11 protein-coding genes are annotated in these 14,897 nt (G+C 43.5%); 4 read left to right on the forward strand and 7 right to left on the reverse strand.

Features of this window, described 5'->3' with window-relative positions; translation table 11 throughout:
* Window positions 1-138 precede the first annotated feature (138 nt).
* On the reverse strand, window positions 139-4,023 hold the full coding sequence (gene purL / locus NFU46_RS07985) for a phosphoribosylformylglycinamidine synthase (protein ID WP_251601047.1): 3,885 nt from the start codon (window positions 4,021-4,023) through the stop codon (window positions 139-141).
* Between the two features lie 311 nt (window positions 4,024-4,334).
* Between purL and mltF the strand changes: the two genes are divergently transcribed.
* Together mltF and NFU46_RS07995 are read left to right on the forward strand one after the other, a co-directional pair.
* The gene (mltF, locus tag NFU46_RS07990; RefSeq protein ID WP_251601049.1) at window positions 4,335-5,798 is read left to right on the forward strand and encodes a membrane-bound lytic murein transglycosylase MltF; all 1,464 of its coding nucleotides are present in this window, start codon (window positions 4,335-4,337) and stop codon (window positions 5,796-5,798) included.
* 102 nt (window positions 5,799-5,900) lie between these two features.
* Window positions 5,901-6,071: a hypothetical protein gene (locus NFU46_RS07995; RefSeq protein WP_165385080.1), complete on the forward strand. Its 171-nt coding sequence runs from the start codon at window positions 5,901-5,903 to the stop codon at window positions 6,069-6,071.
* Here NFU46_RS07995 and tadA read toward each other — a convergent pair whose 3' ends face one another.
* Window positions 6,072-6,569, reverse strand: a complete 498-nt coding sequence (gene tadA / locus NFU46_RS08000; RefSeq protein ID WP_054560975.1) for a tRNA adenosine(34) deaminase TadA — start codon at window positions 6,567-6,569, stop codon at window positions 6,072-6,074. It lies immediately after the preceding gene.
* Window positions 6,570-6,749: 180 nt separating this feature from the next.
* Between tadA and NFU46_RS08005 the strand changes: the two genes are divergently transcribed.
* A complete protein-coding gene (locus tag NFU46_RS08005; RefSeq protein WP_054560976.1) occupies window positions 6,750-8,054 on the forward strand; it encodes an inosine/guanosine kinase in 1,305 nt (434 codons plus the stop codon).
* A gap of 6 nt (window positions 8,055-8,060) precedes the next feature.
* On the opposite strand, the gene glsB is transcribed toward NFU46_RS08005, so the two are convergent.
* From glsB to ftsY, 5 genes are all read right to left on the reverse strand, one after another.
* Window positions 8,061-8,981, reverse strand: coding sequence for a glutaminase B (glsB, locus tag NFU46_RS08010; protein ID WP_251601051.1), 921 nt, complete (start codon window positions 8,979-8,981; stop codon window positions 8,061-8,063).
* Between the two features lie 80 nt (window positions 8,982-9,061).
* A complete protein-coding gene (gene rpoH, locus NFU46_RS08015) occupies window positions 9,062-9,925 on the reverse strand; it encodes an RNA polymerase sigma factor RpoH (RefSeq protein WP_054551048.1) in 864 nt (287 codons plus the stop codon).
* Window positions 9,926-10,167: 242 nt separating this feature from the next.
* Window positions 10,168-11,154, reverse strand: a complete 987-nt coding sequence (gene ftsX, locus NFU46_RS08020) for a permease-like cell division protein FtsX (protein WP_251601053.1) — start codon at window positions 11,152-11,154, stop codon at window positions 10,168-10,170.
* Window positions 11,151-11,828: a cell division ATP-binding protein FtsE gene (gene ftsE / locus NFU46_RS08025; protein WP_054560978.1), complete on the reverse strand. Its 678-nt coding sequence runs from the start codon at window positions 11,826-11,828 to the stop codon at window positions 11,151-11,153. Before ftsE ends, ftsX begins: the two co-directional genes overlap by 4 nt.
* Window positions 11,829-11,881: 53 nt before the next feature.
* Window positions 11,882-14,023 carry a signal recognition particle-docking protein FtsY gene (gene ftsY / locus NFU46_RS08030; RefSeq protein WP_251601297.1) on the reverse strand — a complete coding sequence of 714 codons (2,142 nt, stop codon included), beginning with the start codon at window positions 14,021-14,023 and terminating at the stop codon, window positions 11,882-11,884.
* A gap of 209 nt (window positions 14,024-14,232) precedes the next feature.
* Between ftsY and rsmD the strand changes: the two genes are divergently transcribed.
* Window positions 14,233-14,850, forward strand: coding sequence for a 16S rRNA (guanine(966)-N(2))-methyltransferase RsmD (rsmD, locus tag NFU46_RS08035; RefSeq protein ID WP_175082459.1), 618 nt, complete (start codon window positions 14,233-14,235; stop codon window positions 14,848-14,850).
* Window positions 14,851-14,897: the final 47 nt, after the last annotated feature.

Raw genomic sequence — 14,897 nt, forward strand, 5'->3', positions numbered from 1 at the left:
AACTCTCCTTGCTTCTCGCTTCTCGCTTCTCGCTTCTCAGATCATTATAAACAAAAAGGCCACACATGATAGTGCAGCCTTTTTAGTTTAAACGGTTTGTATGAACCTAGCTTGTATAGCTAGGTACACAATTAACTTCTAGCCAACGTTTTTACGAGCGTTGCGGAACATACGCATCCATGGGCTATCCTCAGTCCACTCATCTGGGTGCCATGAGTTAGCAACAGTACGGAATACACGCTCTGGGTGCGGCATCATAACCGTTGCACGGCCATCAGTAGAGGTAATACCTGTGATACCTTCTGGCGAGCCATTCGGGTTAGCTGGGTATTGCGTTGTTGGGTTACCGTAGTTATCAACAAACTTCACTGCCACAGTACCTGATTCAAGCGCTGCTTTAACTGCATCACCGTTTGCGAACTCAGCATGACCTTCACCGTGAGAAACAGCGATAGGCATACGTGAACCTGCCATACCGTTAAAGAATACCGATGGGTTTTCTTGTACTTCTACAAGGCTAAAGCGAGCTTCAAAACGCTCTGACTTATTCGTTACGAAACGTGGCCAGTGCTCAGTGCCCGGGATCAATTCTTTCAATGTTGAAAGCATTTGACAGCCATTACACACACCTAAGCTGAATGTATCTTCGCGGTGGAAGAAGCTTTGGAACTGCTCACGCGCCATCTCATTAAATAAGATTGACTTAGCCCAGCCTTCACCTGCACCTAATACGTCACCGTAAGAGAAACCACCACATGCTACTAAGCCTTTAAATTGCTCAAGTGTTAAACGACCTTCAAGAATGTCGCTCATGTGCACGTCAACGGCGGCAAAGCCCGCACGGTTAAATGCCGCCGCCATTTCTAAGTGAGAGTTAACACCTTGCTCACGTAGAATCGCCATTTTCGGTTTCGCACCAGTTGCAATGTAAGGCGCTGCAACATCTTCGTTTAAGTCAAAATTTAGTTTTACATTAAGACCAGGGTCTTTGGCGTCAAACTTAGCATCAAACTCTTGCTTAGCACACTCAGGGTTATCACGACGTGCTTGCATTTGGTAAGTTGTTTCTGCCCAAATCGTACGAAGTTCAGTGCGCGTGTGGTTAAGAACCACATCATCACCACGAGTGAATACCACGCGGTCATCATCGTTTAGTGAACCAATTTCATGGCTGATAGCTGCTAAGCCGTGGTCTGCAAGAACAGCTTTCACTGCGTCTAAGTCAGCGTTTGCCACTTGGATAACCGCACCTAGCTCTTCATTGTAAAGCGCTTCGATGTCTGAACCTGTTAAGCCAGCAAGGTCAACTGTTACACCTGTGTGGCCAGCAAATGCCATTTCAGCGATAGTTGTGAATAAACCACCATCTGAACGGTCATGGTAAGCAAGTAACTTGTTATCAGCAACAAGCGCTTGCATTGCTTCATAGAAGCCTTTTAATAGTGCTGGGTTATCAACGTCAGGCGTTACATCCCCTAGTTGCTTATAAACCTGTGCAAGGCTTGATGCGCCCATACGGTTTTGACCCGCACCTAAATCAACTAATAATAGTGATGACTCACCTTTATCAGTACGTAGCTGTGGCGTTACTGTTTTACGCACATCTTCAACACGACCAAAGGCAGTAATGATCAATGATAATGGTGCAGTAACCGATTTTTGCTCGCCGTTTTCATCCCATTGAGTTTTCATCGACATTGAGTCTTTACCCACAGGAATAGTTAAACCAAGTGCCGGACAAAGCTCTTCACCTACTGCTTTAACAGCTTCGTAAAGACCTGCATCTTCGCCAGGGTGACCTGCTGCAGCCATCCAGTTTGCAGATAGCTTGATATTTTCAAGGCCACCGATGTTAGCACACGCGATGTTCGTTAGTGACTCAGCCACAGCTAAACGAGCAGAAGCACCGTAGTTTAAAAGTGCAGCTGGTGTACGTTCACCTAATGACATTGCTTCACCGTGGTAAGTATCAAACGCAGCGGCTGTTACCGCACAGTTTGCTACTGGCACCTGCCAAGGACCTACCATTTGGTCACGCGCAACTAAACCCGTTACCGTACGGTCACCAATGGTAATTAAGAATGTTTTCTCAGCAATCGTTGGTAAGCGTAATAAACGCTGTGCAGCATCTGCAGCATCAATATTAGCAACGTCTAATGGTTGCGATTGTGCTTTTTTCGATTCAACTTCACGGTGCATTTTTGGTGCTTTACCAAGTAAAACATCAAGCGGAAGATCAACTGGGTTGTTACCGAAGTGGCTATCTTCAACCGTTAAGTGACGCTCTTCTGTTGCTTCACCAATAACAGCGTATTCTGCACGCTCACGTTTACAGATTGCTTCGAAGCGCGCGAAGTCTTCTGCTGCAACAGCTAATACGTAACGCTCTTGAGATTCGTTACACCAAATTTCGTGTGGTGCCATACCCGGCTCATCGTTTGGAATGTCACGAAGTTGGAATTTACCACCACGACCACCGTCGTCTACAAGCTCAGGGAATGCGTTAGAAAGACCACCTGCACCCACATCGTGGATGAAAGCGATTGGGTTTGCATCACCTAGCTGCCAACATTTATCGATAACTTCCTGACAACGACGTTCCATTTCTGGGTTTTCACGCTGTACAGATGCAAAGTCTAAGTCTTCGTTTGATTGACCTGATGTCATACTAGAGGCAGCACCACCACCAAGGCCGATGTTCATTGCCGGACCACCTAGTGCAATTAGCTTAGCACCTACAGGGATTTCACCTTTTTGAACATGCTCAGAACGAATGTTACCTAAACCACCTGCAAGCATGATTGGCTTGTGGTAACCACGTACTTCTTCACCGTTATGGCTTGATACTTTCTCTTCGTATGTACGGAAGTAACCAAGTAAGTTAGGACGACCAAATTCGTTATTGAATGCCGCGCCACCTAATGGACCTTCAGTCATAATATCAAGTGCATTAACGATACGACCAGGCTTACCAAAGTCTGTTTCCCATGGCTGCTCGTAGCCAGGAATACGTAGGTTAGATACTGTGAAGCCAACTAAACCAGCTTTAGGTTTAGAGCCGCGGCCTGTTGCACCTTCATCACGGATTTCACCACCAGAACCTGTTGATGCACCTGAGAATGGCGCAATTGCTGTTGGGTGGTTGTGAGTTTCAACTTTCATCAAGATTTCGATGTTTTCTTGATGGTACGCGTACTCACCTTCAACATTAGGGAAGAAACGACCTGCTAACGAACCCTTCATTACCGCTGCGTTATCTTTATATGCAGATAGTACGTTTTCAGGGTTTTGCTCGTAAGTGTTTTTGATCATTTTGAACAATGATTTTGGCTGTTCGATGCCATCAATTGTCCAATCGGCGTTAAAGATTTTGTGACGACAATGCTCAGAGTTTGCTTGCGCGAACATGAATAATTCGATGTCGTTCGGGTTACGCCCTAACTTTTGGAAGTTTTCTACCAAGTAATCAATTTCGTCATCTGCAAGCGCAAAACCTTGCTCAACGTTTGCTTTAGCAAGCGCTTCACGGCCACCACCTAAAATGTCAACTGATGACATTGGACGCGGCTCATCGTGACGGAATAATTTAGCTGCATCAGCCATATCCGCGTGCGTTGCTTCAGTCATACGGTCATGTAATAACGCTGCAACTTCAGCTGTTTGCTCAGCTGATAAATTACCTTCTACGTAGTATGCAATACCACGCTCAACACGGTGAACTTGGCTTAAACCACAGTTATGTGCGATGTCAGTTGCTTTTGATGCCCAAGGCGAGATAGTACCTGGACGCGGCGTTACAAGAATTAACGTGCCAGCAGGGGTATGCTCGGCAATTGTTGGACCATAAGTAAGCAATTTTTCCAGCTTGGTTTGCTCATCAGCTGAAAGCTCGGCTGTAAGATCAGCAAAATGCATGAACTCAGCATAAACGTCAGTGACTGGAAGTTGTGCCTGTTGGCAACGCGCTAAAATTTTCTGAACTCTAAAATCGGAAAGTGCTGGTGCACCACGAAGGATCAACATAGGTATTTTCATCCGGGGTTAGGGATTGAACGATATTTTAGGCGCATATTATAGTGCAAATAACGTCTAGATTTAACTCAAAATTACGCTTTTATTTAAATAATCTTCATAACCGCTTTTAAGGTTGCAACAATTAACTAGCTTAGTCGTCTTTATTTCTCTGCAGGTTCTTGTTCTGTATGACTTATCTACCAGCTGCCTTGTTATAGTTATTAATTTTTAAATAGATATATAACACTATTCGCCAAGTGACGTGGCTTAGAAGTTTTGTTATAACACTAAGGTAATGGTTTAAGGGGCATTTATAATTTATGCAAAAGTTACTCGCTATTTTTAGTTTAGTGCTCATGTTATGTGCGTGCGATATGCAACAGCAACCGTCGCAACTTGCTCATATCAAGGCGCAGAACAAAATTAGAGTCGGCACATTAGCTGGCGCGAGTAACTACTATCAGGCTCCACAAGGTGTGCAAGGCTTTGAATATGAGTTAGCCCAAGAGTTTGCTGACTATGTTGGTGTAGAGCTCGAGATGGTGCCTTTTTTTAATCTATCCGATATGTTTGCACGCTTAGAAAGTGGCGATTTAGATATTATAGCTTCAGGTCTTACCTATAATACGATTCGGGCAGAGCATTATCGATTTGGCCCAACCTATCGCACAATTAGCCAAAAATTAGTTTATAAACAAGGCCGTACTCGCCCTCGAGAGTTTGAGGATTTAACTGGTAACCTCACTGTTTTAGCCAAAAGCAGCCACTCGTTGGCACTACAGCAATTAAAACAACTGCATCCTGAACTTAGCTGGAACGAAACAGAAGACATGGATGAAGAAGAGCTTCTGCAAGCAGTTATCGACGGTGAAATTGATTACACTCTAGCAGATTCACACACCTTATCGCTGTTTCGCCGCTATCACCCAAATTTGAGTATCGGCTTTTCGGTTACCCGTAATGACCCTATCGCTTGGTTACTAAGAAAAGATGGTGACGACTCTTTATATGCCTTGATGGTGCCATTTTTTGGTGACGTTAAGAAAAGCAACCAGCTTTATGTGTTAGAAGAAAAATACTTCGGCCATGTTCGTCAGTTTAACTATGTGAATACCCTTGCTTATATCGAAGCAATAAAAGACACCTTACCTAAATACCAACCTTGGTTTGAGCAATACGCAGGTAACATAGACTGGCGATTACTGGCAGCTTTGAGTTATCAAGAATCAATGTGGAACCCAAGGGCTAAGTCACCAACCGGTGTACGTGGCATAATGATGCTAACCCAAGCAACAGCAAAACAGGTCGGCGTAACAAACCGACTAGAGCCTGAGCAAAATATTAAAGGCGGTGCGCAGTATCTTGCCAAAGTGATTTCTTGGATCCCTGAACGCATTCCGCAGCCCGACAGAACCTGGTTTGCCTTAGCCTCTTACAATGTTGGCTGGGGACACGTCAACGACGCACGTATTATTACCGAGCAAGAAGGTGCAAGCCCCGATAAGTGGGCTGATGTTAAAAAGCGCTTACCGCTTTTAATTAAAAAGCGTTACTATCGAAAAACCAAATATGGTTATGCCCGTGGCGATGTTGCAGTAAAGTACGTTGATAATATCCGTCGCTATTACGACGCACTGGTTTGGCTTGATGAAAATGATGCGATTGCTAACCCAAGCGAAGAAGAACAAAGCACTGAAGAAGCTAAACCTGAAGCGCAAGCAAGCGAGCCAAATGACAACACGCAACAAACCAACTCAGAGCAGCAAGAATTAGAAAACAACTAACTTCAAGCACCGAAATCTGTTTACTTGTCATCAAATGATCATTATCTTTTAGTAGAAATGGAATGGACCATGCCATGCTTTACTCTCACTTAAGGAGCACTCATGTTAAAAAGAAGACGCACGACACATAAGTTCAAGCGTAATGTTATTTACTCAACGGCGACCCGCCGTCGTATCATGCTACGTAATACACACAAAAAAGTTATTTGGCGTCGCCGCTTATTTGCGATGCAGTTAATGGAAGCACAAGTTCCTGCAACGCCGGTTGTATAACTAGGCGTTGCGAGCAGCCTGCTTTGCCGCCTTTTTCTCTTCTCTACGACGCTTAAAAAACGCTGAAATTACCGCCCCACACTGCTCACTCATAACATCACCGGTTACTTCAACTTGATGATTAAGCCTAGGTTCTTGCAGCAGATTCATAATTGATCCTGCCGATCCCGTTTTGGCATCTTTAGCACCAAATACCAATCGCTTAATGCGGCTATGTACCAACAGGCCTGCGCACATAGAACAAGGTTCTAACGTTACATACAAAGTGCAATCGATTAATCGGTAGTTATTAAGTACTTTACCTGCTTCGCGGATTGCCATCATTTCAGCATGAGCGGATGGGTCGTTATCGATAATTGAGCGGTTATAACCATAGGAGATCAGTTGATTGTCTTTTACCAGCACAGCACCAACCGGAATTTCATTAATAGCAGCCGCTTCATTAGCGTAGTTTAATGCTTTTTCCATCCAATATTGGTCGCTAAATTGTTCGCTCATATATCACACAAATCTTGTAAAACTGTGAGTAATTATACCTAGTTAGTGAAAAATGTCGGCATTAAATACTGCTACACTTAAAAATTAACGCAAAATTTAGTGGCTTTTTCATGGCTCAATGGACCCATATTGCGCTATAATCTCGCGCTTTTTTTATTTAGCTTACAACACGGGTAGCAAATGAAATTTCCTGGACGCCGCAGGCATAAACATTATTTTCCGGTGGAAGCCAAAGATCCACTGACGAATCAACTTAACTCAACCGACCGACTACAACGTAGTTATATTACGGGTATCGACCAAATTGTGGTAGATATTGAAGCGAAAGTTGATCAAGCTTTCCTAGATGAATTTCAATTGCGCCGTGGCATGTCGCAAGTGATCGATAACGATATTACCAACGCGCTATACGACAGACTAAAACTCGACAATATGATCGATTATGAGTTTGCCGGTGGTACGGTAGGTAACACCATGCACAACTACTCTACCCTAGCTGACGACCGTTCAGTGTTGTTAGGGGTAATGAGTGAAAATATCAAAATCGGCAGCTATGCATACCGTTTTTTATGTAACACCTCTAGCCGCGTTGACCTTGACTACCTTCAGCCTGTAGATGGCCCTATTGGTCGTTGTTTTACCTTAATTGACGAGACCGGTGAGCGTACCTTCGCAATCAGCGCGGGGCTTATGAATCACCTTCGCCCTGAATCAATCGATCAGGCACTTATTGAGAATTCATCAGCACTAGTGATCAGCGCATACCTAATGCGTACTCAAGGTGATGAAACCATGACAGAAGCGACCATGCAGGCAGTAAAATATGCCAATGATGCAGGTGTCCCTGTGGTTTTAACCCTTGGTACTAAGTTCCTAATTGAACAAGACCCTGCTTGGTGGGCTGACTTTGTAAAAGAGCATGTTGATATTCTTGCTATGAACGAAGAGGAAGGCCTTGCGATTACCGGCTTTGAAGATCCGCTTCTAGCTGCCGACAAAGCGCTTGATTGGACTGATTTAGTTATTTGTACAGCTGGCGAAAAAGGCTTGTTTATGGCTGGTTACGTAGACGACTCATTCAAGCGTGAAACAGAATACCCACTATTACCAGGCGCGATTGCTGACTTTAACCGTTATGAATTTTCGCGCGCAATGCGTAAAGACGACTGCCAAAACCCTATTCGTGCGTACAGCCATACAGCACCGTTTATGGGCGGCCCAGATAGTATTAAAAATACCAATGGCGCAGGCGATTGTGCTCTGGCTGCGGTACTGCATGACTTATCAGCAAACGTTTACCACAAACTTAATGTGGCAAACTCAGCGAAGCATCAGCAACCTGCTATGACCTACTCATCGCTTGCACAAATTAGTAAATACGCTAACCGTGCAAGTTATGAAGTACTTGTTCAGCACTCGCCACGTTTATCTCGTGGCTTACCTGAACGTGAAGATTGTTTAGAGCAAGTTTACTGGGATCAGTAACGGCAACTAAAAAATCGAAATATCCAGTTTCTGGGATAAACGCTCAAGAGCCGCTATCCCAGCTACTGAGTTACCATACGAGTTAAGTCTTGGCGCCCACACAGCCACAGTAAATTGATTTGGTAATACAGCTAATATAGCACCAGATACCCCTGACTTACCCGGCATACCAACACGGTAGCCAAAATCCCCAGCAGCATCGTATAAACCACTGGTAAACAGTAACGAGTTTAACTGCTTATTTTGCCTTGCACTGAGCACTTCTTGGCCATTGGCATCTTTACCTTGGTTTGCTAAGTAATTGTAGGCTTTTGCTAATTCTACGCAGTTTAACTCTATGGCACAGAAGTTAAAGTAAGCCCATAACACATCATCAACTTCATTATTAAAGTTGCCGAATGACTTCATTAGATGCCCCATCGCGGCGTTGCGATGACGAAACTCATATTCAGAATTTGCCACTTTCTTATCAATAACAACCTGAGCATTTCCTGATAACTGGCGAAACGACTCAAGCATAGAGTGCATCGGCGCAGATAAACGGCTATATAACGCGTCACAGGTGACAATCGCGCCGGCATTAATAAATGGGTTGCGTGGTATGCCCTGTTCAAACTCAAGCTGTGTAAGTGAGTTAAAAGCGGTGCCTGAAGGCTCTTTACCGACTCGTTGCCACAGCTCATCACCATAACGCTGAAGTGCTAAAGTTAAGGTCATTACTTTCGAAACAGATTGAATTGTAAAACGCGCACTACAATCACCCGCGCAATAGGTTTGCCCATCTACTGTATGAATAGCAATGGCAAACTGGTTTGGCTCAACCTCTGCAAGCGCAGGAATATAATCAGCAACCTTACCTTGGCTCAGTAAAGGTTGAACTTCTTTTGTGATTTCATCTAATACATGTTGATAATCAATCTGTGACATACCGCGTCCTTTAAAACAAAAAGCCCCGCATTTGCGAGGCTTTGTAGTCTACTAAAGATGGTTTGCTATAGCGATTGCTATTAGCTCATCGCTGATTGCAGTTTTTTCATCGCTGTTTTTTCTAGCTGGCGAACACGCTCTGCTGAAACGTTATATTTCTCAGCAAGCTCTTGTAATGTTGCTTTATCGTCAGCTAACCAACGTGCACTTACGATGTCTTGAGAACGTTCATCAAGGGTTTTTAACGCGCTGAATAAACGTGCATGAGACTGCTCTTGCCATTGCTGCTCTTCGATATCATCAGCAAGGTCAGCACTGCCATCTGTTAAATACTGTACTGGCGAGTATGTGCTTGTCGGTGCGTCGTCATTGTCGTCGCCCGTTAAGTCAAAGCCCATATCTTGGCCACTCATACGTGATTCCATCTCACGTACTTCTTTTTCACTTACACCTAGCTCATTAGCAACTGTGCTAACCTCAGCTTGGTTAAACCAACCTAAACGCTTTTTGTTTTTACGTAGGTTGAAGAATAATTTACGTTGCGCTTTTGTAGTTGCAACTTTCACGATACGCCAGTTTTTCAGAACGTATTCATGAATCTCAGCTTTGATCCAGTGTACTGCGAATGAAACTAAGCGAACACCTACACTTGGGTCGAAACGTTTTACCGCTTTCATCAGACCGATGTTACCTTCCTGAATTAAATCAGCTTGCGGTAAGCCATAACCTGAATAGCTTTTCGCAATATGAGCAACAAAGCGTAGATGCGACATAATGAGTTGCTTCGCAGCTTCAAGATCACCTTCTTCCTGAAGACGTGTCGCCAACTGCTTTTCTTTCTCTGCATCAAGCATAGGAATAGTGCTAACCGCTTGAAGGTAGCCGTCCATACTTGCGCTCTGTTGACCTGCAGTAAGTGCCATTGCGTATAAATCTTTACTCATTTTTCACCTCAGTGATAAACATTTGAAACCATCTTAGCACTCTTTAAGCGAGAGTGCTAACTTCAATTAAAAACTTTTTTAAAGTTCAAATCAAGTGGTTTTTGTATCTATTTTTAGTCTACGCTAACACGCTGAATAAGCGATGAATTCTAGCTTGGAGTGATATTTTGATAAATTAACAGCGACTACTATTTATCGCTAAAAGAGCAGTGTAACAATGAATTGTTACACTTTTTCGGGTATTACACTTTATCGGGTTCAATTTCTTTTATGTAGCGGTTAACTGATAAGTATGAACCAACAAATCCTAAGCCTGTTGCAAGAGCGACTAAAATGCCAAACTCTGTGAGTGTTAAACCAATCAAGTCAAAGCTGGTTTCATAAACACCCGCAACATCACTTACAGCAGCACCAAGCCACCACATCATTAACGCAACACAAATAAAAGAGAACAAACCGCCAATAATACCGTACCAAATCCCTGTCCATAAAAATGGCGCATGAATAAAGGTGTTTGTCGCCCCAACTAACTTCATAACTTGAATTTCGTCTTTCTTATCCATGATTGATAAGCGGATAGTATTACCAATGATCAGGGTGACGGAGGTTAATAATAGTAGAGCAATGGTGATCACGCTTTCTTTTAATAAACTTAAAAGTGCATTTAATCGCTCAAGCCAAGCAATATCGAGTTTACCAAAATCAACTTCTCTTTCGGCTTCAAGCTTTTGCAGTAATTGTTTTGCCGTATTTGGCTGACGGTATCGTGCTGTCGGCGTAACAATAACAACATCAGGTAACGGGTTCGCATCTAAATATTCAAGTGCTTGGCCAAACCCTGATACTTGTTTAAATTCAGTGAGGGCATCGCCTTTTGATATAAACTCCACTTTATCTACTTCAGGGTAGAGTGCTAAACGCTTAACCAAGGTTTGCGTTTGCTGTTCGCTCATAGTTTCTTTTACGAACAACGAGATCTCTGCGGCATCTTCAAAGCCACTGCTCACTTGCGAGACATTTTTAACCACTAAATAAAGCGTCGCTGGTAGTGTTAGGCTTAATCCCAATACCGCAATGGTCATCAATGAGGCTAAAGGCGTTCGCCACATTTCACCGAGGCTGTGCACACCTTGGCGAATAAGGTTAATAAAGAAGAAATAAGGCGCTGCTAAAAATGACTTCTTCTGACGTTCGTTTTGGCTGTTGCGGCTTTTAAACAATAAACTCATAGTGCCCCCTCAGCTAACGGATCGTCAATCATACGGCCATCTTTCAGTGTTAAACTGCGATAACGCATACGCGCTATTAAACCAATATCATGGGTTGCAATCAGCACGGTTGTACCATGATTATTAAAGTCTTCGAATAAACGTAAAATGTCCATCGAAAGTTCAGGGTCTAAGTTACCGGTTGGCTCATCGGCGAGCAAAATAGGCGGAGAATTGACAATAGCGCGGGCAATACCAACACGCTGCTGCTCACCACCTGATAAGGTTGCTGGATTACACTTAGCTTTATCAAGTAACCCTACTTTATCAAGCGCACCGTGAACACGTTTAGCTATTTGCTTATGGTGCGTACCTTCAATGATTAAAGGTAAGGCAACATTATCAAACACTGAGTAACGTTCTAGTAAACGGTGATTCTGAAAGATGATACCAATATCGCGGCGCACATAAGGGATCTGACGCGATTTAACAGCATTTAAATCAACACCATTAATAAGCACCTGCCCGGCTGATGGACGCTCCATCAAGCTGATAAGTTTCAATAGTGTACTTTTACCTGCCCCACTGTGCCCGGTTAAAAAGGCCAGTTCGCCAGGCTTAATATGAAAGCTGACTTTTTCAAGGGCACGATGGCCACCTGGATATGTTTTACTGACTTGCTGAAAATTTATCATTTTAGTTATCAATCATCTTGCAGCGAAAAAGGGAGCAAGCTCCCTTTAGTTAATTATGCGTCATCCTCGTCTTGGCTAAATAGTGCATCAATAAAGTCACTACTATTAAAGGTACGTAAATCATCAATACCTTCACCAACACCAATGTAACGAATTGGGATATTAAATTTATCTGCAACGGCGAAAATCACACCACCTTTAGCGGTACCATCTAGTTTAGATAAAGTAATGCCCGTTAAACCAACACATTCATTAAATAATTTAACTTGGCTAATTGCGTTTTGACCTGTACCTGCATCAATAGTTAGCATAACTTCATGCGGCGCATCTGGGTCAATTTTCTTCATTACACGGGCAATTTTCTCAAGCTCTTGCATTAGGTTATCTTTATTTTGCAAGCGACCTGCTGTATCGGCGATTAACACATCAGCATTACGAGCCTTTGCAGCCTGAAATGCATCAAATACCACTGACGCACTGTCTGCACCTGTATGCTGAGCAATCACTGGGATGCTATTACGCTCACCCCATACTTGCAGCTGCTCAACCGCTGCAGCGCGGAACGTATCACCGGCAGCAAGCATCACTGACTTACCTTCGTTTTGGAACTGCTTAGCTAATTTACCAATCGTGGTGGTTTTACCTACACCATTTACACCCACCATTAAGATAACAAATGGCTTTTTGTCACCACTTACAACCAGCGGCTGCTCGGCGGTTTTAAGCATACTAGCCATTTCTTGCTTCATTAACTCATATAAAGCATCGCCATCTTTTAACTGTTTACGATCAGCGGCATCGGTTAGGTTATCAATCAACTTCATTGTTGTATCAACACCTAAATCGGCTGTTAGTAATTGTGTTTCTAGTTCTTCAAATAACTCATCGTCAATTTTCTTACCACTAAAAATAGACGCAAAGCCAGAACCAATATTAACGCGAGTTTTTAATAGACCTTTTTTAAGGCGTGCGAAGAAACCTTCTTTCTTTGGTTTTTCAGCAGCGGCTTGAGCAGCTTTCTCTTGCTCTAAACGTTCAGCCTCAGCCTTTTCTGCAGCGATACGTTCTTGTTCTATACGTTCAGCTTCTGCCTTCTCTGCCGCGATACGTTCTTGCTCTAAGCGCTCCGCCTCTGCCTTTTCTGCAGCAATGCGTTCTTGTTCTAAACGTTCAGCTTCTGCCTTTTCTGCCACGATACGTTCTTGTTCTAAGCGCTCCGCCTCTGCCTTTTCTGCAGCAATGCGTTCTTGTTCTAGACGTTCTGCCTCGGCCTTTTCTGCTGCGATACGTTCTTGCTCTAAGCGAGCAGCTTCTGCCTTCTCTGCAGCAATTCGTTCTTGCTCTAGACGATCAGCTTCTGCTTTTTCTGCAGCAATGCGTTCTTGCTCTAAGCGAGCAGCCTCTGCTTTCTCTGCAGCAATACGTTCTTGCTTTAGACGATCCGCTTCTGCTTTTTCTGCTGCGATACGTTCTTGCTCTAAGCGAGCAGCTTCTTCCTTTTCTGCCGCGATACGTTCTTGCTCTAAACGTTCAGCCTCTGCCTTTTCTGCAGCAATGCGTTCTTGCTCTAGACGTTCTGCCTCGGCCTTCTGTGCAGCAACTTGCTCGGCTTCACGCTGCGCCTGTTCTGCTGCAGCACGCTCTTGCTCTAATTTCATTGCTGCTTCTTGCTCAGCAAGACGAGCTTGTTGTTCTTGACGTTGCTGTTCTGCCGCTTGCTGTTCTTGAGCTAAACGTTCAGCTTCTGCTTGTTCTGTCGCAATGCGTTCTTGCTCTAAACGTTCAGCTTCTGCCTTTTCTGCAGCAATGCGCTCTTGCTCTAAACGTTCAGCCTCTGCCTTTTCTGCAGCGATTCGCTCTTGCTCTAAGCGTTCAGCCTCTGCCTTTTCTGCAGCAATGCGTTCTTGCTCTAAACGTTCAGCCTCTGCCTTTTCTGCAGCAATGCGTTCTTGTTCTAAACGTTCAGCATCTGCTTGTTCAGCAGCAATGCGTTCTTGCTCTAAACGCTCCGCTTCTGCCTTTTCTGCAGCAATGCGTTCTTGTTCTAAACGTTCAGCTTCTGCCTTTTCGGCTTCAATTCGCTGTTGTTCTTCTATTTGCTTCTGGTTATCAGCCTCTTTTGCTGCTTGCTCTGCTTGTTGCTTATCTGATTTGCCAAAACCAAACCAAGACAGGAATTTACTTTTTTTTGCCATACTTGCTAATAACCACTTATAAAAATCTGATAAACTTACATGAATAATAGTTTGGTGACAGTTCAGCTTTTTAGCCAAACATAAACAGGTACCATCTATCGCTAAGGTCGCAATACTATCACTTTTAGCGCAGTAGAAAAATGACACGCTAGCTATTGCATACAATATTATCTGAGCTAGTGGTCAGTTACCAATGATTAGTGAGTTAAATGAGAAAAAAATCAACAGCTAACCGCCAAGCAAAAGCAGCGAACAATAAATCAGCAAATGGTTTTATTCGTATTATTAGTGGGCAATTTCGCGGTAGAAAATTACCCGTAAAAGATGTGCAAGGCTTGCGCCCAACCACAGACCGAATAAAAGAAACTGTATTTAACTGGCTAATGCAAGATACCCGAGGCGCAGCGGTACTCGATTGTTTTGCCGGTTCCGGCGGTTTAGGTTTTGAGGCGTTATCGCGCTTTGCTGATCATGCTGTGTTTTTCGAACTAGATAAAGGCGCCGCTAGCCAACTAAAAGAAAACATTAGCACCCTTAAATTGGATAATGCCGCCGTAAAACAAGGCAATAGCCTTTCATTATTGGAACAAAACACGCAAAACGAACAATTTGATCTAATTTTTGTTGACCCGCCATTTCGACAAAACTTGGCTGAAAAAAGTTGTTTTTTACTCGAAAAAAATAGCTGGTTATCTGCCCAAGCACTTATATATGTTGAGGTCGAAAGCGAACTAAGCGACCTAGACACCCCAGATAACTGGATGCTTTTAAAAGAAAAAGCTGCCGGACAAGTAATTTGTCGACTATATCAACGCGAGACAAATTAACTCTGTTTTGCAAACCTAGTTTCTGTTAATATTATTCTTTACATGTG

Source organism: Pseudoalteromonas sp. NCCP-2140 (assembly GCF_023708065.1).
GTDB lineage: Bacteria > Pseudomonadota > Gammaproteobacteria > Enterobacterales > Alteromonadaceae > Pseudoalteromonas.